Consider the following 18,386-nt stretch of genomic DNA (forward strand, 5'->3'; position numbering starts at 1 on the left):
ACCCTGGTGAGCGAGATGAGCGAGAAGACATACGAGGTGCGCACTTACGGGTGCCAGATGAACGTCCACGACTCCGAGCGGCTGTCGGGCCTCCTGGAGGGCGCGGGATATGTACGGGCGCCCGAGGGCGCCGACGGTGACGCCGATGTCGTCGTCTTCAACACCTGCGCGGTGCGGGAGAACGCCGACAACAAGCTGTACGGCAACCTCGGCCGGCTCGCCCCGATGAAGACGAAGCGGCCCGGCATGCAGATCGCCGTCGGCGGCTGCCTCGCCCAGAAGGACCGCGACACCATCGTCAAGAAGGCCCCCTGGGTCGACGTGGTCTTCGGTACGCACAACATCGGCAAGCTGCCGGTGCTGCTGGAGCGCGCCCGCATCCAGGAAGAGGCGCAGGTCGAGATCGCCGAGTCGCTGGAGGCCTTCCCCTCCACGCTGCCGACGCGGCGCGAGAGCGCGTACGCCGCCTGGGTGTCCATCTCCGTCGGCTGCAACAACACCTGCACCTTCTGCATCGTCCCCGCCCTGCGCGGCAAGGAGAAGGACCGCAGGACCGGCGACATCCTCGCCGAGATCGAGGCACTGGTCGCCGAGGGCGTCTCCGAGATCACCCTGCTCGGCCAGAACGTCAACGCGTACGGGTCCGACATCGGCGACCGCGAGGCCTTCAGCAAGCTGCTGCGCGCCTGCGGGAAGATCGAAGGCCTGGAGCGCGTCCGCTTCACCTCGCCGCACCCCCGCGACTTCACGGACGACGTGATCGCGGCGATGGCCGAGACGCCGAATGTCATGCCGCAGCTGCACATGCCGCTCCAGTCCGGCTCGGACACGGTGCTCAAGGCGATGCGCCGCTCGTACCGGCAGGACCGCTTCCTCGGCATCATCGACAAGGTGCGTGCCGCGATGCCGCACGCCGCCATCTCCACCGACATCATCGTGGGCTTCCCCGGCGAGACCGAGGAGGACTTCGAGCAGACGATGCACGTGGTCCGCGAGGCGCGTTTCGCGCAGGCCTTCACCTTCCAGTACTCCAAGCGCCCCGGGACCCCGGCGGCCACCATGGAGGACCAGATCCCCAAGGAAGTCGTCCAGGAGCGCTACATGCGCCTGGTCGCCCTCCAGGAGGAGATCTCCTGGGAGGAGAACAAGAAGCAGATCGGCCGGACCCTGGACGTCATGGTCGCCGAGGGCGAGGGCCGCAAGGACGGCGCCACGCACCGCCTCTCGGGCCGCGCCCGCGACAACCGACTCGTTCACTTCACGAAGCCGGACGAGGACGTGCGCCCCGGCGATGTGGTGACGGTCGAGATCACCTACGCCGCGCCGCACCACCTGCTGGCCGAAGGCCCGTCGAAGGCCGTACGTCGCACCCGCGCCGGCGACGCCTGGGAGAAGCGCAACACGGCCGCCGCCGCCAAGCCGGCCGGCGTCATGCTGGGCCTGCCGTCGATCGGCGCACCGGCGCCGCAGCCCGCGGCCACGGGTGGCTGCGGCTGCGACTGACCGTCGCGACAACCACACCACGGGGGGACTGGGCGTGGCCCGATGGGGACTGCTGCTGGACAAGCCGGCGCGGCACGGCGAGTACATACCGCTGGAGCTGCTGGCCACGGTTGACGGCACTCGGGAGGATGCCGAGGCGCACCTGCGTGAGCTGGTGCGCCTCTACCGGCCCAAGCATCCGATGCAGCCGAAGCGGACCCGGATATACCGCACGGTGGACGGCTGGGTGCTGATCGGCGACGGGGCCTCGGGCCAGTAGTTCCCGTACCGCTTCATGGCCTGTGAGCTGGAGTGGGACTCCGGCGCCACGGACTGACGGGCGTACGGACCGACGGGCGTTAGGCTGCCGGGCATGCTTGTCGCCGCCGCCGTATGCCCCTGTCCGCCGCTCCTCGTTCCCGAGGTGGCCGCCGGCGCCGCACCGGAACTCGACGCCGCACGGACCGCATGCGCCGACGCCCTGGGGGTGCTGGCAGCGTCCCGTCCGGACCTGCTCGTCGTGGTAGGGCCCGCTGGACAGGACGGCAGGGGGATCTACCCGCAGGGCGCTGCAGGCAGCTTCAAGGGCCTCGGTGTGGACCTCGCTGTGCGCCTCGGTACGGCGGCTCCGGAGCGCACGCGGCAGAGCGCCGGGGAGGGTGCCCCGGGGAGTGCCACGGAGCGCGAGCTTCCGCAGTCGCTGGCAGTGGGCTCCTGGCTGCTCGCCCGTACGGAACGGTTCGACGTCCCCGTCGAGGGGCTGGGCGTCGGAGAGCCCCTGGCGGGCGACCGGCGTGCGGAGACCGGGCGGGAGCTTGCCGGTCGCGCCGACCGGGTCGCCCTCCTTGTGATGGGCGACGGCACCGCCTGCCGGACGGTCAAGGCGCCCGGTTATCTGGACGAGAGGGCCGCCGGCTTCGACGCAGAGGTGGCCCGCGCGCTGGGCGCTGCCGACACGGCTGCCCTGATGGCGCTGGACGAGCAGCTGGCGTACGAGCTCAAGGTCGCAGGTCTTGGACCCTGGCAGGTCCTGGCGGGCGCCGCGGAGGGCGCGGGGCTGGCCGGACAGCTGCTGTACGAGGACGCCCCGTACGGGGTCGGGTATTTCGTGGCCGTCTGGTCGTAAGGACCGGCGTCTGGCCATAAGGCAGCAGCCCGGCACACGAGCAACGGCGGACGGCTGTGGAGCGACGTTGCTCCACAGCCGTCCGCCGTTGCTGCACTTACGGGGCAGGAGGAGGCGGCGGCGGTGGGGTGCCGCTGCCGTCGCCCTTGTGCGCGATGCGGTCCAGGGCGTGCTTGGCCTTGTCCGTACCGGACTCGATCCGACTGCTGTACTTGCCCTTGGTCCTGCTGTCGACCGCCTTGGCGGCCTTGTCCAGGCCGTGTTCAATCTTGCCCTCGTGTTGCTGGGCGAGGTTCGAGACCTTGTCCGTAGCAGGGGCAAGCTTGGCCTTCAACGAATCCAGGAAGCCCATGGAACACCTTCGCTCTTCGGAGGACTACTTACGGGCGCTCTCTCCGGCCTCACTGTCCGCCACTTCCTCCGCAGACTGCTGCTTCGGAATCTCCACACCCTCGGCGGCAGCGGAAGCGTCATCGGAGTCCTCGGCGGCGGCCTTTTCGGCTGCTTCTGCGGCTTCCGGTCCTTCCACTTCCGCTTCCTCGGCGGACTCGGCCGTCAGCGTGGCGGCCTGTGCCTCCTCGGTTGACGCCTCAGCGGCGTCCTTGGACTTGCGGCGAAACCTTGAAAAAACGCCCATATCTACTCCATTACCTTACTCGTGTGGGCGAAGTCCGCGCCTGTCCGGAGCGGCTCATTGCGTCGCCCGGGGGCACCGGTCCGTAAACCGGCGGTCGGAACCTCGCAACAGGCAACGAACCCGGACGCGTGCCGTCACGTCGCTCGTTCGGGGAGGGGCCCCGGGGTTTGCGAGACTGGGGCAGTGAGAACTGCAGCTCCCGCACCGCGGGTCATCGCCGTTGTCGGCCCCACGGCAGCCGGAAAGTCCGATCTGGGCGTCGCCCTTGCCCAGCATTTCGGCGGCGAAGTCGTCAACGCCGATTCCATGCAGCTCTACCGGGGGATGGATATTGGCACCGCCAAGCTGACGCCCGAAGAGCGCGGCGGCATCCCGCACCACCTCCTCGACATCTGGGACGTCACCGAGGCGGCGAGCGTCGCGGAGTACCAGAGGCTCGCCCGCGCGGAGATCGACCGGCTGCTCGCCGAAGGCCGTACGCCTGTCCTTGTCGGCGGCTCGGGGCTGTACGTACGAGGGGCCATCGACGCTCTCGAATTCCCCGGCACCGACCCCGCCGTACGGGCCCGCCTGGAGGACGAGCTGACGCTGCGCGGCCCCGGCGTGCTGCACGCCCGGCTCGCCGTCGCCGACCCCGACGCCGGCCGCGCCATCCTGCCGAGCAACGGCCGCCGTATCGTCCGCGCACTCGAAGTGATTGAAATCACCGGTAAGCCATTTACGGCCAATCTTCCCGGCCCCGACCCGGTGTACGACACCGTCCAGATCGGCGTCGACGTGGCCCGCCCCGAGCTCGACGAGCGCATCACCGTGCGCGTCGACCGCATGTGGGAGGCGGGGCTCGTGGACGAGGTGCGGACGCTGGAGGCACAGGGGCTGCGGGACGGGCGTACAGCGGCGCGCGCACTCGGGTATCAGCAGGTGCTGGCCGCTCTGGCGGGCGAGTGCACCGAGGAGGAGGCGCGCGCCGAGACCGTACGCGCCACCAAGCGATTCGCACGCCGTCAGGATTCCTGGTTCCGCCGGGACCCCCGTGTGCACTGGCTGAGCGGCGCGGCCGAGGACCGCGCGGAACTCCCGCATCGGGCGCTGGCGTTGGTCGAACGAGCGGTTACAGCCTGATCACGTGATGGCATCGGGACGCTCCGCCCGTCATCAGGGTGCCTGGGCCCGTGCCATCATCAAGCTTCGATCGACCAGTGGAGTCCAAGTTGGGAGGGCGCGTGGCGATGGAAGCCGGCCCTCGTGACAGAGCACAGGAAGATCCGGACCGGTTGAGCCCCGACGGGCCGGACGAGCAGGAAGTGGCGGCCGGGACCGATCCGGGTGCCGAGGTCGAGGTCGAACTGCGACCGCAGCGACGCCTGCGGATCTGGCAGCTCGCGCCGATCGTGGGGCTCGCCGCGATGGGCTCCCTGATGTTCGCCTTCCCGCTCGCCTTCGAATTCGGCGACGGCGGAGCGGTCGTCGCCATGCTGGGACTGCTGATCAGTTGCTGTGCCGCCGGCTGGGGCATGATGGCCGCCCGCCGCGTCGGACACACCTGGCCGGGCCTGCCGTCCAAGGACTCGGGCAAGCGCTCCGACTGGCGGATGATCGCGCTGTACGTCGCCGTGGGCGCGGGGCTTGTCGCGCTGGCCGTCTGGCGCGTGGCGCGGCTCCGCTGACCGGCTGCCCCGCGCACCGGCTGCCCCCCTGACGGCCTCACCGGCCGTCCGGCTGTCGTACCCGCCCCGTACGATTGACGCCGTGAGCACCTCGCCGATCGCCTTCCTCAAGGGCCACGGGACCGAGAACGACTTCGTGATCGTCCCGGACCCGGACAACACCGTCGACCTGCCCGCGTCTCTCGTCGCGAGACTCTGCGACCGCAGGGCCGGCATCGGCGGCGACGGTCTGCTGCATGTCGTACGGTCCGCCGCGCACCCCGAGGCGCGGTCGATGGCCGACGCGGCCGAGTGGTTCATGGACTACCGCAACGCCGACGGCTCGATCGCCGAGATGTGCGGCAACGGCGTCCGCGTCTTCGCCCACTACCTGCAGCGCGCAGGTCTCGTCGGTGAGGGCGACCTGGCGGTCGCGACCAGAGGCGGCGTCAAGCGGGTCCACATCGCCAAGCCGGACGCGGGCGGCGAGATCACCGTTTCCATGGGCCGGGCCGTGCTCCCGGAAGGCGACGTCACGGTCTCTGTCGGAGCCCGCGAGTGGCCCGCCCTCAACGTGAACATGGGCAATCCGCACGCTGTTGCCTTCGTCGACGACCTGGAGCACGCGGGCGACCTGCTCACCGCACCGCCCTTCACCCCCGCCTCGGCCTACCCGGAGGGTGTCAACGTCGAGTTCGTCGTCGACCGTGGCCCCCGCCACGTCGCGATGCGCGTGCACGAGCGCGGCTCCGGCGAAACTCGCTCCTGCGGTACGGGCGCCTGCGCCGTCGCCGTCGCGGCCGCCCGCAGGGACGGCGCCGACCCCTCCGCCACCGGTGCCCCCGTGGCGTACACCGTGGACCTCCCCGGAGGGCGCCTGGTGATCACCGAGCACCCCGACGGAGCGATCGAGATGACCGGCCCGGCCGTGATCGTGGCCGAGGGCACGATCGACCCCGACTGGCTCGCCCCCGCCCGGTAGGAAACACCTCAGGAAACGGGTGTCGCATAGAGCTTCGCTCGAATGGGTGATCCGGTTCACGCTGAGCAAGAGCGGGACTGCAGCGCGTGGTGGGCTCGGTAGCATCAAGCACCGGCTGGGGACGCGGGTCCACCCGTCCGCCACCGGTCGACGCCGCCCGGAGGTGCCCCATGAGTGCAGAGGCCACCAATCCTGGTGCCCCCAGCCGCATGCGCGCTCGCGCCAGGATCGACATCCGCAGACTCGGCCGTGTCGCCCTCGGCCCCACATCGCGGGACCGGCTGCCCGACGCCATCGGCCATGTCGCGGAGGCCCACCGCGCCCACCACCCCGACGCCGATCTCACCATCCTGCGCAGGGCGTACGTACTGGCGGAGTCCTCGCACCGGGGACAGATGCGCAAGAGCGGCGAGCCGTACATCACGCACCCGCTTGCCGTGACGCTGATCCTCGCCGAACTCGGCGCCGAGACCACGACGCTGACCGCGGCGCTCCTCCACGACACCGTCGAAGACACCGATGTGACGCTCGATCAAGTGCGGACGCAGTTCGGCGAAGAGGTCTGCTTCCTCGTCGACGGCGTGACGAAACTCGAAAAGGTCGACTACGGTGCCGCCGCCGAGCCCGAGACCTTCCGCAAGATGCTCGTGGCGACCGGCAACGACGTCCGGGTCATGTCCATCAAACTCGCCGACCGCCTGCACAACATGCGCACCCTCGGCGTCATGCGCCCCGAGAAGCAGGCCCGCATCGCCAAGGTCACCCGCGACGTCCTGATCCCCCTCGCCGAGCGCCTCGGAGTACAGGCCCTCAAGACCGAGCTGGAAGATTTGGTCTTCGCGATCCTCCACCCCGAGGAGTACGAGAACACCCGCGCCCTCATCGCCGCCGACGCCACCGCGGGGGACCCCCTGGGCGTCATCGCGGAGGAGGTCAGAGAGGTACTGCGGGATGCGGACCTGGCGGCCGAAGTGCTCGTCAGGCCACGGCACTTCGTCTCCGTGCACCGCGTCAGGCTCAAACGCGGTGAACTGCGCGGCACGGACTTCGGCCGCCTGCTGGTCCTCGTCGGAGAGGACGCCGACTGCTACGGCGTGCTCGGCGAACTGCACACCTGCTTCACACCGGTGATCTCCGAATTCAAGGACTTCATCGCGACGCCCAAATTCAACCTCTACCAGTCGCTGCACACAGCGGTCGCGAGCCCGGACGGCCAGGTCGCCGAAATCCTCATCCGTACGCACCAGATGCACAAGGTGGCGGAGGCGGGCGTCGTAGCCCTCGGCAATCCGTACGCGCCGACCGAGGGCCCCGAGCCCACTGTCGAAGGTGAGCGCGCCGACCCCACCCGTCCCGGCTGGCTCTCCCGGCTGCTGGAGTGGCAGGAGTCCACACCCGACCCGGACACCTTCTGGACATCGCTGCGGGCGGACCTGGCGCAGGACGGGGAGATCACCGTGTTCCGCTCGGACGGCGGCACGCTGGGGCTGCCGGCCGGCGCCAGCTGTGTGGACGCTGCGTACGCGCAGTACGGCGAGGCGGCGCACGGCTGCATCGGCGCGCGCGTCAACGGCCGCCTGGCGACGCTCAGCACCGTCCTCGGCGACGGTGACACGGTGCAACTGCTGCTCGCCCACGACAGCGGCTCAGGGCCCTCGCCCGACTGGCTCGACCACGCCCGTACGCCCGCCGCGCGAATCCCCATCACCGGCTGGCTCGCCGCCCACCCGGAGAGCGAATTCCGCACCTCTGGCGGGCAGCCGACGGCGCCCCGGACCGCGGGAGAGGCCGCTGCGACTGCGCCCCCCGTCGCCCATTCGGGGCGCCCGGCCGTCGAGAACGCCGTCGTGGACCTGCCGGACGCGACCGTACGGCTCGCGGGCTGCTGTACGCCCGTACCGCCCGACGCCGTCACCGGCTTCGCCGTGCGCGGCGGCGTCGTCACCGTGCACCGCGAGGAGTGCCCGGCGGTGGGCCGGATGGAGGCCCGGGGGCGGGAGCGTGTCGGGGTGCGCTGGCTGGCCACGGGCGACTGCCGCGTCACCCTGGTCGCCGAGTCGTTCGGGAGGCCCCGGCTCCTCGCCGATCTGACCGAGGCCATCGCCACGGCCGGCGCGGCCGTTGTCTCGGCCACCGTCGAGCCGCCGAGCGAGCAGCGCGTCAGGCACACCTACACCCTTCAACTCCCGGACGCGGGAGGCCTCCCGGGGCTTATGCGCGCGATGCGAGAGGTGCCCGGCGTGTACGACGTGAGCCGCGCTCAGCATCCCGCGACGGCTTGATCGAACGCGCCGCTCTTTCGGGTGGGTGCGATGAACGCCTCGCGTTCTGTGCGGCGCAAGTTGGTAGCGGTAATTCATGCTACTTACATCCCGGCGCCTGCGCGCCGCCCTGCTGACCGGCGCATCGGCCACCCTCATCGCCGCGACCCTGCCCCCGCCTGTGCCGCTCGGCATCGGCGATCCGCTCTTCCCTCACCTGGGAAACCCCGGCTATGACGTCCTCTCGTACGACATTGCCTTCACGTACGGCGGCAGCAACAGCAAGCCGCTGGACGCCGTCACGAAAATCGACGCCCTTGCCAAGGAACGCCTCGACCGGTTCAACCTCGACTTCGCGCGCGGCACAGTCACGTCGGTCGAGGTGAACGGAGACCGCGCAGACTTCAGCTCCACGGGCGAGGACCTGGTCGTCACACCCGCCGAGCCGGTGCGGCGGTCCGGGCCCCTGTCGATCACCGTGAAGCACACCAGTGACCCGGCAGCCAAGGCGGGCGGGGACAGCGGCTGGGTGCGCACCCGCGACGGTCTGGCCATGGCCAACCAGGCCGACGCCGCCCACCGCGTCTTTCCGTGCAATGACCACCCGGCCGACAAGGCGTACTTCACCTTCCGTGTCACCGCCCCCGAGGGCATGACGGCAGTGGCCAACGGCCTGCCGGCAGGGGAGCCCGTAAGCGCGTCCGGCCATACCACCTGGGCGTACCGGACAGGCCACCCCATGGCCACCGAACTCGCCCAGGTCTCTCTCGGCCGCTCGACCGTGGTGCACAGGAAGGGGCCGCACGGGCTGCCCGTACGGGATGTGGTGCCAACGGCGGACCGCGAGCTGCTCGAACCGTGGCTGAAGAAGACGCCGGGACAGGTGGAGTGGATGGAGCGGCAGGTCGGCCGCTACCCGTTCGAGACGTACGGCCTGCTCGTGGCCGACGCGGAGACCGGGTTCGAGCTGGAGACACAGACGCTGTCGCTGTTCGAACGGTCACTGTTCACGCGGCGCAGGTTCCCTGCCTGGTACGTCGACTCGATCATGGTGCACGAGCTGGCGCACCAGTGGTTCGGCAACAGTGTCACGCCGCGCACCTGGTCCGACCTGTGGCTCAACGAAGGACACGCCTCCTGGTACGAGGCCCTGTACTCCCAGGAGCATGCGGGGCGGTCACTGGAGGCGAGGATGCGCAGCGCGTACATGCAGTCGGACGGGTGGCGGGCGGACGCCGGCCCGCCCGCCGCGCCCAAGCCCCCCGCCCCCGGCCAGAAGATCAGCCTCTTCCGGCCGATCGTCTACGACGGCAGCGCCTTGGTGCTCTACGCACTGCGCCAGGAGATCGGGGAGGACGCCTTCGGGAAGCTGGAGCGGCAGTGGGTCCGTGACCATCGTGACGCCACCGCGACAACGCGCGACTTCACGGGGCTGGCCTCCCGGCTCGCGGGACGGGACCTGTCCGGGTTCTTCCAGAAGTGGCTGTACGGAGAGAAGACGCCGCCGATGCCGGGGCACCCGGAATGGCGGAGCGGGCAGGCGCCCGCGAAGGGCTGATGCCGCAGGGGAAAACCGGAGTGACGGCCCGGGGCGCACCGTGCCACTATCAACGGGTCGGCAGCGCGGCCGGGACGGTGGTGCGGGAGACCTCGGAGATCTTCGGGAATCTTCCGGGACCGTCACGCGTTGTGACTGCTGTAACGGACTTTTCTATTGACCCTATCGACGTAAGGATCCAATGACCTCCTCTTCTTCCCCTTCCAAGGACGCGCAGAGCTTCACGGAGAACCTGACCGAGAGCCTTCGGGCCGATGCCCTGATGGAAGAGGACGTCGCCTGGAGCCACGAGATCGACGGGGAGCGGGACGGCGAGCAGTACGAGCGCTCGGAGCGCGCCGCGCTGCGACGTGTGGCCGGCCTCTCCACCGAGCTCGAGGACGTCACAGAGGTCGAGTACCGGCAGCTGCGCCTGGAGCGTGTGGTGCTGGTCGGCGTCTGGACCTCGGGGACCGTGCAGGACGCGGACAACTCCCTCGCGGAGCTGGCCGCGCTCGCCGAGACGGCGGGTGCCCTGGTGCTCGACGGTGTGATCCAGCGCCGTGACAAGCCGGACCCGGCCACGTACATCGGCTCGGGCAAGGCACAGGAGCTGCGCGACATCGTCCTCGAAACCGGGGCCGACACCGTCGTCTGCGACGGTGAGCTCAGCCCCGGCCAGCTCATTCACCTCGAAGACGTCGTCAAGGTCAAGGTGGTCGACCGCACCGCCCTGATCCTGGACATCTTTGCCCAGCACGCCAAGTCCCGAGAGGGCAAGGCGCAGGTCGCGCTCGCGCAGATGCAGTACATGCTGCCGCGGCTGCGCGGCTGGGGTCAGTCGCTGTCCCGTCAGATGGGTGGCGCCGGCTCCGGCGGCGGTGGCGGCATGGCGACCCGTGGTCCCGGTGAGACCAAGATCGAGACGGACCGTCGGCGTATCCGCGAGAAGATGGCGAAGATGCGCCGGGAGATCGCGGAGATGAAGACCGGCCGCGACATCAAGCGGCAGGAGCGCAAGCGCAACAAGGTGCCCTCGGTCGCGATCGCCGGATACACGAACGCGGGCAAGTCCTCGCTGCTCAACCGGCTTACGGGCGCGGGTGTACTGGTGGAGAACGCGCTGTTCGCCACCCTCGACCCGACCGTGCGCCGCGCGGAGACGCCGAGCGGGCGGATCTACACGCTCGCGGACACCGTCGGGTTCGTACGGCACCTGCCGCACCATCTCGTCGAGGCGTTCCGCTCCACGATGGAGGAGGTCGGCGACTCCGACCTCATCCTGCACGTGGTGGACGGTTCGCACCCGGCGCCGGACGAGCAGCTGGCGGCCGTACGGGAAGTGATCCGTGATGTCGGTGCGACGGACGTGCCCGAGATCGTCGTGATCAACAAGGCGGACGCGGCGGATCCGCTCGTACTGCAGCGACTGCTGCGCATCGAGCGGCACGCGATCGCGGTATCGGCCCGTACGGGCGCGGGCATGGCGGAGCTGCTGGCTCTCATCGACTCCGAACTGCCCAGGCCCGAGGTCGAGATCGAGGCACTCGTGCCGTACACGCGCGGCGGTCTTGTCTCGCGGGCGCACGCCGAAGGCGAGATGATCTCCGAGGAGCACACCCCGGAGGGCACGCTGGTCAAGGTGCGCGTGCATGAGGAGCTGGCGGCAGAGCTGGCGCCGTATGTGCCAGTGGCCGGCTGAGAACTGAGCAAGGCCGAAGGCCCGCCCCCTCGTTGTGAGGGGGGCGGGCCTTCGGGCTGTGCGGCGCGCGATGCGTTGCGGCGGCTACTTGCTGCCGTACTTCTCGCTCATCGCGGTGAAGATCTGCTCGGCGCCCTTGCCCAGGCGCGGGCCTGCGAGCCAGCCCGAAGTGACCGGGCCGATCGAGGTGTTGGAGACCAGTGCCAGCTTGCCGTCCGGCTGAGTGGCGAACCAGCCGCCGCCCGAGGAGCCACCGGTCATGCTGCAGCCGATGCGGTGCATCGTGGGCGTGGCAGGACTGATCGACAGGCGGGTCGGACGGTCCACGCACTTGTGCATGATCAGGCCGTCGTACGGGGGCGCGGCCGGGTAGCCCCAGGCGCCCATCGCGCTGATCCGCTTGGTGTCGGGAGCGGCGAAGTTGACCGGCAGGGCGTTGCCGACGGTCTCCTCGAGGGACTTGCCGCCCTTCTCCGGCTTCACGTGCATCACGGCGTAGTCGTACGGAGCGCCCTCGCCGCCCGTCGGACCGCCGTCGTTGATCCACTCACCGGAGGTGGAGACCCAGTCGGCCCAGTAGATGCCGTACGGGGAGATCTCGTGCTGCTGGGCATTTTTCAGCGCGGCAGGTGACTTGCCCAGGTCGTTGTACGACGGGACGAAGGCGATGTTGCGGTACCAGCCGCCGCCCTGGCCTGCGTGGACGCAGTGACCGGCGGTCCACACGAGGTTGGACTTGCCCGGGTTCTTCGGGTCCTTGATGACGGTCGCGGAGCAGACCATCGAGCCCTTGGGGGAGTCGAAGAAGACCTTGCCGACCGGGGCCGCATGGTCGTGGTACGGGGTCTTCTCCCGCTCGGCCTTCACAGGGCGGGGCTCCGGGTCGGAGACGCCCTGACCGCCGGAGGCGTCACCGGCGGCCATCGTCTTGGCAGGGTCCTTCGCCGTCTTCATCCGCTCGGGCTTCCAGAGGCCCTCGATGACCGGATTGACGAAGTCCTTGGCCTCGCGCAGCCACTCCTTCTTGTCCCAGTTCTTCCAGCCGCCGTCCTTCCACTTGTCGATGTCGACGCCCTGTTCCTTGAGCCTGTCGGCCAGGTCCGCGGGAATGGCACCGTCGTTGTCCCCGGCGGGCGTTGAGGCGGCGGGCTTGTCGGCGGCGGCGCCCGCCGCCTTGTCCTCGCCGGGACCGCAGGCAGTGGCCGTCAGCGCGAGGGCCGCGGCGATGCCGGTTGCGGCCAGCAGCGGACGTATCGATCGCATGGAAATTGTCTCCTTGTAGTGCACAAATGATGTCTTGAACATGCCATGTTGACCGCCAAGGTGAGGGCCTCCGGCGCGTATGCCGAAGGCCCCTGACCCAGGGTCACTCTCCAGGCGATTTCCTAGCGGTTGGCGAACTTGTCGCTGACCGAGTCGTAGATCCCCTTGGCTTCTTTGCCCAGTCGCGGACCGGCCAGCCAGCCGGCCTCCACGGGGCCGATCGAGGTGTTGGACACCAGGGCAGGCTTGCCGTCCTGGCCCAGAGCCGTCCAGCCGCCGCCGGAAGAACCGCCGGTCATGGTGCAGCCGATGCGGTGCATCGTCGGGTCTCCGGCCTTGATGGACAGGCGGCCCGGCTTGTCGGCGCACTGGAACTTCTTCTGCCCGTCGAAGGGCGGGGCGGCCGGGTAGCCGGTCGCCGTCATGCCGTCGATCTCCGTGGCGGCCGGGGCGTTGAATTCCACCGGAAGCGCCGAACCGACCGTCTCCTCAAGAGACTTGCCATTGCCCTTCTCCGGGGTGACGTGCAGCACCGCGAAGTCGTACGGCGCACCCTCGCCGCCTGTCGGGCCGCCCTGGGCGATCCACTGATCGGACGTCTGCGCCCAGTCGCCCCACCACACGCCGTGCGGAGTGATCTCGTTCTTGGGTGCGCCCTCGATCTCCGCGGCCGCCTTCCCGTTGTCGTTGTACGACGGGACGAAGGCGATGTTGCGGTACCAGCCGCCCTTCTTGCCGGCGTGCACACAATGCCCGGCGGTCCACACCATGTTGGACTTGCCAGGATGCGCCGGGTCCTTGATGACGGTCGCCGAGCAGACCATCGAGCCCTCGGGGCCGTCGAAGAAGACCTTCCCGGACTCGGGAGCGTTCTCGCGGTACGGGGTCTTCACAGGCTGCGCCCGGACGGGAGCCGGTGTCGGGTCGGTGACGCCCTCGTCACCGGAAATGTCGTTGTCCACCGGCTTGTCCGGCTGCTCCGCGTCCCGCATCCGGTCCTTGTCCCACAGGTCCTCGATGATCGGGTTGATGTAGTCCTCGGCCTCGCGGAGCCAGTCGTCCTTGCTCCAGTCCTTCCAGGCGCCGTTCTTCCACTTGTCCAGGTCGACGCCGTGCTCCTTGAGCCGGTCCTTCAGATCGTCCGGGATGGTGATCTTGTTGTCGGCGGACTGGCTCGCGGAGGCGGTCGGCTCGCCGCCCGCGTTGTCCTCGCTCGGACCGCACGCGGTGGCGGTCAGCGCAAGGGCGGCGGTGAGGCCGACAGCAGCCAGCACAGGAGAGGTTCGGCGACGCGCACTCCTCCCACCACGTGCTGCGAAGGTCGGGCGAATGGGTCGCATGTCGTGATCCCCCTGGGACTTCGAAAACTTTTTCAGCGAACTCTTTGAACACGGCTTTGCGGCCCGGCGGCAGAGCTCCGGGCCGAAGGCCGGACCCCACTATGCCGGTGCCGATGGGGACGGCATGCGGCAGGGCCGTGGTTCCCCCGACGTAAGGATCTTCTGATTGCCCGTGATCCTCCGCCGTCGGCGTCGTTGGTACGTACGGGGGGCACAGGCTCAGTGTTCGCCCGGCAGGGCAACGGACTTACAACGAACTGCAACGGAACCGTCACCGCGGGAGGACCAGAAGACGTGGCCGTGACCGAACCTGGCGCTGCGGTGCTGCCCGCTGCTCACGAGGGCATCCTGCGGCGCCAGTCGCTGCGCGAATCCGCGGCCCGTACGTACGCACGCTCGCTGCCCATCGTGCCCGTGCGCGCGCGGGGCCTGACGATCGAGGGAGCAGACGGGCGGCGCTACCTCGACTGCCTCTCGGGGGCGGGCACTCTGGCCCTCGGGCACAACCATCCGGTGGTCCTGGAGGCGATCAAGAAGGTCATCGATTCCGGGGCGCCACTGCATGTGCTTGACCTCGCCACACCGGTCAAGGACGCCTTCACCACCGAGCTCTTCGCGACACTTCCCCGCCAACTCGCGGACAACGCAAGGGTGCAGTTCTGCGGCCCCGCCGGAACGGACGCGGTGGAGGCGGCGCTCAAGCTCGTGCGCACCGCGACCGGGCGCAGCGGACTGCTGTCCTTCACCGGGGCGTACCACGGCATGACGGCAGGCGCGCTCGACGCCTCGGGCGGTGCGCAGGACGTACGGGTGACGCGCCTGCCCTATCCGTACGACTACCGGTGCCCCTATGGGGTGGGCGGCGAACGCGGCGCCGAACTGTCCGCCCGCTGGACCGAGAATCTCCTCGACGATCCGAAGGGCGGGGTGCCCTCCCCGGCCGGGATGATCCTCGAACCGGTACAGGGAGAGGGCGGCGTGATCCCCGCACCGGACGCCTGGATGCGGAGGATGCGCGAGATCACGGCTCAACGCTCCATCCCGCTGATCGCCGACGAGGTACAGACCGGGGTCGGCAGGACCGGCGCCTTCTGGGCGGTGGAGCACAGCGGCGTCGTGCCCGACGTGATGGTCCTGTCCAAGGCCATCGGCGGGAGCCTCCCGCTGGCGGTGGTGGTCTACCGCTCCGACCTCGACGCTTGGAAACCGGGCGCCCACGCCGGTACGTTCCGCGGCAACCAGCTCGCCATGGCGGCCGGCGCCGCCACCCTGGCGTACGTACGCGAGAACCGGCTCGCGGAGCGCGCCGCCCTCCTCGGCGCGCGCATGCTGGGCCAGCTGCAGGGCCTGGCCGCCGACCATCCCTCCATCGGAAACGTACGCGGCCGGGGACTGATGATCGGTATCGAACTCGTCGACCCCGATGCGCAGGAGCCCTCGTGCACGGGCGTACCGCCGGCCGCACCCGCACTCGCCGCCGCCGTCCAGCAGGAGTGTCTGGACCGCGGACTCATCGTCGAACTCGGCGGGCGCCACGCCGCCGTTGTACGTCTGCTGCCTCCCCTCACCCTCACCGATGAACAGGCCACGGCGGTCATCGACCGCCTGGCCGACGCCCTGTCGGCCGCCGAGCGCTCCCTGCGCCACCGGCCGGCGGACCGGACTGCCGCACTGACCCCGGACACCATCACAAGGAAGACCCCGTGAACCCCACTCCCGCATCCGATGCGTCCGAGGCCGACGACCGTCTCACCGCCCACGACCTGGAGCCGGGCGGTACGCACGGCTGCCTCGCCGTCGAGCAGGTCACCGTCCCCCGCCAGGGCGGGGCAGGCCACGCGGAGCGTGCCCCGGGTCCCGGCACACGACCCTCGGCCACCACAGCGGACCTCCTCGGGCACCCCGACCCGCACACCGCGGCGGACGCGGCAGCCGTCGAAAATCTGCTGCGCTGCTGGGTCCGGGAGAACGACCTCGCCAAACCCGAAGGCACGACCCTGCGCATCCCGCTCGACGCCAGCGGCACCGCACTGCTCGTACCCGTCACCTACTGGTCGGCCACCGGATGGCATCGCTTGGGCATGCCGGCTCTCGAAGGCGGGCCGCACGGCGCACCCCCCGCCGACGCCGTCACGGTCGCAGCCCTCCTCGGCCGTGAAGGAGGGACGCGGGAAGGAGCGGACCTGGTCGGCCGGGTAGCCGACTCGGTGCGACGCACCGCCGAATTCATCGCCGACCGCCGCCGCCGCCGACCCGGCCCCGCCGAAAAGGCAGACCTCTTCCTCAGCGCGGAGCAGTCCCTCGTCCTCGGACACCCGCTGCATCCCACGCCCAAGAGCCGTGAAGGACTCTCGGAGTCCGAAGCGCGTCTCTACTCACCCGAGTTGTACGGCTCCTTCCCGCTGCACTGGATGGCTGTCGACCGGTCCGTACTCGCCAAGGACTCGGCCTGGACCGAGCGCGGCCGCACCATCCCGGTCGAGCAGCTCACGGTCCGCCTGGCCGAGGGGCTCCAACTGCCCGACGACACCGTGCCTCTGCCCCTCCACCCCTGGCAGGCCCGCGAACTCACCCACCGTCCGGCAGTCGCTGCGCTCCTGGAGGAAGGCCTCCTCCACGACCTCGGCCCTCACGGTGCCCCCTGGCACCCCACCTCCTCCGTCCGAACCGTGCACCGCCCCGGCTCGCCCGCCATGCTCAAGCTCTCGCTCGGCGTACGCATCACCAACTCCCGTCGTGAAAACCTCCGCAAGGAACTCCACCGCGGCGTCGAGGTCCACCGGCTGCTGCGCGGCGGACTCGCCGAGCAGTGGCAGGCCGCCCACCCCGGCTTCGACATCGTCCGCGACCCTGCCTGGCTCGCCGTCGACACGGCGGACGGCGAACCGGTACCCGGCCTCGATGCCCTGCTGCGCCACAACCCGTTCGGTCCCGGCGACGACGCCGTCTGCATCGCCGCCCTCACCGCCCCGAGGCCCTGGCCGGGTCGCACCGGCATGCACTCCCGCCTCGCCGATCTGGTCGCCAGACTCGCGGCCCGCACCGGCCGACCCACCGGAGCCGTCGCCGCCGAGTGGTTCCTGCGCTACCTCGACCACGTCGTACGTCCCGTGCTCTGGCTGGACGGCACGGCCGGGATCGCGCTGGAGGCCCATCAGCAGAACACCCTGGTCCTCCTCGACACGGACGGCTGGCCCATGGGCGGCCGCTACCGCGACAACCAGGGCTACTACTTCCGCGAGTCCCACCGCGCCGATCTCGAACGCCGCCTTCCCGGCCTCGGCGCCACCAGCGACACCTTCGTCACCGACGCCGTCACCGACGAACGCTTCGCCTACTACCTCGGCATCAACAACATTCTCGGCCTGATCGGAGCGTTCGGCGCCCAGCGCCTGGCCGACGAACGCGTCCTGATCGCCGCACTCCGCCAGTTCCTCGGGAAGAACACCGGCCTCGGATCCTCACTGCCCGCACAACTCCTGGAGACCCCCACCCTTCGCTGCAAGGCCAACCTGCTGACCCGGCTGCACGGCCTCGACGAGCTGGTCGGCCCGGTCGACACCCAGTCCGTCTACGTCACCATCGCCAACCCCCTTCGTAACTGAAGGAACATGACCCGCCCGAACTGCTGAGAGGAGCGTCGCCGTGCCTCCCACCGATGCGAGCACCGACGCCGGAACGAACTCCGCTCCTGGCGCCGGATCAGGCGCCGAGGACACCCTGGACCTGCGGCTGCCCGACGAGCTCGTCGCGCTGCTCGGCGACGACGGCCCGGAGACCGGTCCCGGGCCCGACTGCGACGACCTCCTCGACGCCCCCGCCGACTGGGGCCCCGTCACGACCCCGGTCGGCGTCTTCCAGCTGGTGCCTGTACGCATCGGGCGGGACCTGCCGCTCATCACCCGGTGGATGAACGACCCGGCAGTCGCGGCGTTCTGGGAGCTTGAAGGCCCCGAGGACGTCACCGCCGCCCATCTGCGCCTCCAGCTCGACGGCGACGGGCGCAGCGCACCCTGCCTGGGGGTGCTGGGCGGCGTACCCATGAGCTATTGGGAGATCTACCGGGCCGACCTCGACCCGCTGGCCCGCCACTATCCGGCCCGCCCCCACGACACCGGTATCCACCTGCTCCTCGGCGGCGTCCTGGACCGCGGCCGCGGTGTCGGCACCACCCTCCTCAGAGCCGTCGCCGACCTTGTACTCGACAGTCGTCCCACCTGCGCACGCGTCGTCGCGGAGCCCGACATCCGCAACACCCCCTCCGTATCCGCCTTCCTCAGGGCCGGCTTCCGCTTCTCCGCAGAACTCGACCTCCCCGACAAGCGAGCCGCGCTCATGGTCCGCGACCGAGCCCTCCGTAATCTGCTGTGAACGACCCGCTACTTCTCATACACCGTTCGCCCCGAACGG

At 70.0% G+C, this 18,386-nt stretch carries 16 protein-coding genes; 12 read left to right on the forward strand and 4 right to left on the reverse strand.

Annotated elements, in window-relative coordinates:
* The first annotated feature begins 15 nt into the window (after positions 1 to 15).
* The 3 genes from miaB to PXH83_RS23920 all read left to right on the forward strand — a co-directional run bounded on the left by miaB (position 16) and on the right by PXH83_RS23920 (position 2,608).
* Positions 16 to 1,503, forward strand: a complete 1,488-nt coding sequence (miaB, locus tag PXH83_RS23910; RefSeq protein ID WP_274563058.1) for a tRNA (N6-isopentenyl adenosine(37)-C2)-methylthiotransferase MiaB — start codon at positions 16 to 18, stop codon at positions 1,501 to 1,503.
* Between the two features lie 34 nt (positions 1,504 to 1,537).
* On the forward strand, positions 1,538 to 1,762 hold the full coding sequence (locus tag PXH83_RS23915) for a hypothetical protein (RefSeq protein WP_274563060.1): 225 nt from the start codon (positions 1,538 to 1,540) through the stop codon (positions 1,760 to 1,762).
* Between the two features lie 93 nt (positions 1,763 to 1,855).
* Positions 1,856 to 2,608, forward strand: a complete 753-nt coding sequence (locus PXH83_RS23920) for a class III extradiol dioxygenase subunit B-like domain-containing protein (RefSeq protein ID WP_274563061.1) — start codon at positions 1,856 to 1,858, stop codon at positions 2,606 to 2,608.
* A 97-nt stretch (positions 2,609 to 2,705) separates the two neighbouring features.
* Here PXH83_RS23920 and PXH83_RS23925 read toward each other — a convergent pair whose 3' ends face one another.
* Positions 2,706 to 2,960, reverse strand: a complete 255-nt coding sequence (locus PXH83_RS23925) for an antitoxin (RefSeq protein ID WP_274563062.1) — start codon at positions 2,958 to 2,960, stop codon at positions 2,706 to 2,708.
* Positions 2,961 to 2,984: 24 nt separating this feature from the next.
* Entirely contained in the window at positions 2,985 to 3,245 is a 261-nt protein-coding gene (locus tag PXH83_RS23930; protein ID WP_274563063.1) for a hypothetical protein, read from the reverse strand.
* 183 nt (positions 3,246 to 3,428) lie between these two features.
* On the opposite strand from PXH83_RS23930, the gene miaA reads away from it, so the two are divergent.
* The 6 genes from miaA to hflX all read left to right on the forward strand — a co-directional run bounded on the left by miaA (position 3,429) and on the right by hflX (position 11,373).
* Positions 3,429 to 4,367 carry a tRNA (adenosine(37)-N6)-dimethylallyltransferase MiaA gene (gene miaA, locus PXH83_RS23935; RefSeq protein WP_274563064.1) on the forward strand — a complete coding sequence of 313 codons (939 nt, stop codon included), beginning with the start codon at positions 3,429 to 3,431 and terminating at the stop codon, positions 4,365 to 4,367.
* A gap of 107 nt (positions 4,368 to 4,474) precedes the next feature.
* Positions 4,475 to 4,912, forward strand: a complete 438-nt coding sequence (locus tag PXH83_RS23940; RefSeq protein WP_274565150.1) for a hypothetical protein — start codon at positions 4,475 to 4,477, stop codon at positions 4,910 to 4,912.
* A gap of 82 nt (positions 4,913 to 4,994) precedes the next feature.
* On the forward strand, positions 4,995 to 5,873 hold the full coding sequence (dapF, locus tag PXH83_RS23945) for a diaminopimelate epimerase (RefSeq protein ID WP_274563065.1): 879 nt from the start codon (positions 4,995 to 4,997) through the stop codon (positions 5,871 to 5,873).
* A gap of 170 nt (positions 5,874 to 6,043) precedes the next feature.
* Positions 6,044 to 8,155 (forward strand): RelA/SpoT family protein, encoded by a 2,112-nt coding sequence (locus PXH83_RS23950; RefSeq protein ID WP_274563066.1) that lies wholly within the window; start codon positions 6,044 to 6,046, stop codon positions 8,153 to 8,155.
* Positions 8,156 to 8,231: 76 nt separating this feature from the next.
* Positions 8,232 to 9,692 (forward strand): M1 family metallopeptidase, encoded by a 1,461-nt coding sequence (locus PXH83_RS23955; protein WP_274563068.1) that lies wholly within the window; start codon positions 8,232 to 8,234, stop codon positions 9,690 to 9,692.
* 181 nt (positions 9,693 to 9,873) lie between these two features.
* Positions 9,874 to 11,373 (forward strand): GTPase HflX, encoded by a 1,500-nt coding sequence (gene hflX, locus PXH83_RS23960; RefSeq protein ID WP_214929301.1) that lies wholly within the window; start codon positions 9,874 to 9,876, stop codon positions 11,371 to 11,373.
* A gap of 84 nt (positions 11,374 to 11,457) precedes the next feature.
* Here the strand turns inward: hflX and PXH83_RS23965 are convergent, their stop codons facing one another.
* Both PXH83_RS23965 and PXH83_RS23970 read right to left on the reverse strand, forming a co-directional pair.
* Positions 11,458 to 12,636 (reverse strand): trypsin-like serine peptidase, encoded by a 1,179-nt coding sequence (locus PXH83_RS23965; RefSeq protein ID WP_274563070.1) that lies wholly within the window; start codon positions 12,634 to 12,636, stop codon positions 11,458 to 11,460.
* Positions 12,637 to 12,758: 122 nt separating this feature from the next.
* Positions 12,759 to 13,976, reverse strand: a complete 1,218-nt coding sequence (locus PXH83_RS23970; RefSeq protein ID WP_274563071.1) for a trypsin-like serine peptidase — start codon at positions 13,974 to 13,976, stop codon at positions 12,759 to 12,761.
* Positions 13,977 to 14,270: 294 nt separating this feature from the next.
* On the opposite strand from PXH83_RS23970, the gene PXH83_RS23975 reads away from it, so the two are divergent.
* The 3 genes from PXH83_RS23975 to PXH83_RS23985 are packed head-to-tail and all read left to right on the forward strand — an operon-like array spanning position 14,271 to position 18,347.
* Complete coding sequence (locus PXH83_RS23975; protein ID WP_274563073.1) at positions 14,271 to 15,683, forward strand: diaminobutyrate--2-oxoglutarate transaminase family protein; 1,413 nt, start codon at positions 14,271 to 14,273, stop codon at positions 15,681 to 15,683.
* Complete coding sequence (locus PXH83_RS23980) at positions 15,680 to 17,581, forward strand: IucA/IucC family protein (RefSeq protein WP_274563074.1); 1,902 nt, start codon at positions 15,680 to 15,682, stop codon at positions 17,579 to 17,581. Before PXH83_RS23975 ends, PXH83_RS23980 begins: the two co-directional genes overlap by 4 nt.
* Positions 17,582 to 17,621: 40 nt before the next feature.
* Positions 17,622 to 18,347, forward strand: coding sequence for a GNAT family N-acetyltransferase (locus PXH83_RS23985; protein ID WP_274563076.1), 726 nt, complete (start codon positions 17,622 to 17,624; stop codon positions 18,345 to 18,347).
* Positions 18,348 to 18,386 lie beyond the last annotated feature (39 nt).

It is taken from the genome of Streptomyces spiramyceticus (genome assembly GCF_028807635.1).
In the GTDB taxonomy this organism is placed as follows: domain Bacteria; phylum Actinomycetota; class Actinomycetes; order Streptomycetales; family Streptomycetaceae; genus Streptomyces; species Streptomyces spiramyceticus.

Excerpts from the sequence above, each read along its gene's own strand:
- PXH83_RS23970 (WP_274563071.1), bottom strand. The coding sequence starts at position 13,976 with ATGCGACCCATTCGCCCGACCTTCGCAGCACGTGGTGGGAGGAGTGCG.
- PXH83_RS23925 (WP_274563062.1), bottom strand. The coding sequence starts at position 2,960 with ATGGGCTTCCTGGATTCGTTGAAGGCCAAGCTTGCCCCTGCTACGGAC.
- PXH83_RS23940 (WP_274565150.1), top strand. The coding sequence starts at position 4,475 with ATGGAAGCCGGCCCTCGTGACAGAGCACAGGAAGATCCGGACCGGTTG.
- PXH83_RS23955 (WP_274563068.1), top strand. The coding sequence starts at position 8,232 with ATGCTACTTACATCCCGGCGCCTGCGCGCCGCCCTGCTGACCGGCGCA.
- PXH83_RS23920 (WP_274563061.1), top strand. The coding sequence starts at position 1,856 with ATGCTTGTCGCCGCCGCCGTATGCCCCTGTCCGCCGCTCCTCGTTCCC.
- miaB (WP_274563058.1), top strand. The coding sequence starts at position 16 with ATGAGCGAGAAGACATACGAGGTGCGCACTTACGGGTGCCAGATGAAC.
- PXH83_RS23930 (WP_274563063.1), bottom strand. The coding sequence starts at position 3,245 with ATGGGCGTTTTTTCAAGGTTTCGCCGCAAGTCCAAGGACGCCGCTGAG.
- PXH83_RS23965 (WP_274563070.1), bottom strand. The coding sequence starts at position 12,636 with ATGCGATCGATACGTCCGCTGCTGGCCGCAACCGGCATCGCCGCGGCC.
- PXH83_RS23950 (WP_274563066.1), top strand. The coding sequence starts at position 6,044 with ATGAGTGCAGAGGCCACCAATCCTGGTGCCCCCAGCCGCATGCGCGCT.
- hflX (WP_214929301.1), top strand. The coding sequence starts at position 9,874 with ATGACCTCCTCTTCTTCCCCTTCCAAGGACGCGCAGAGCTTCACGGAG.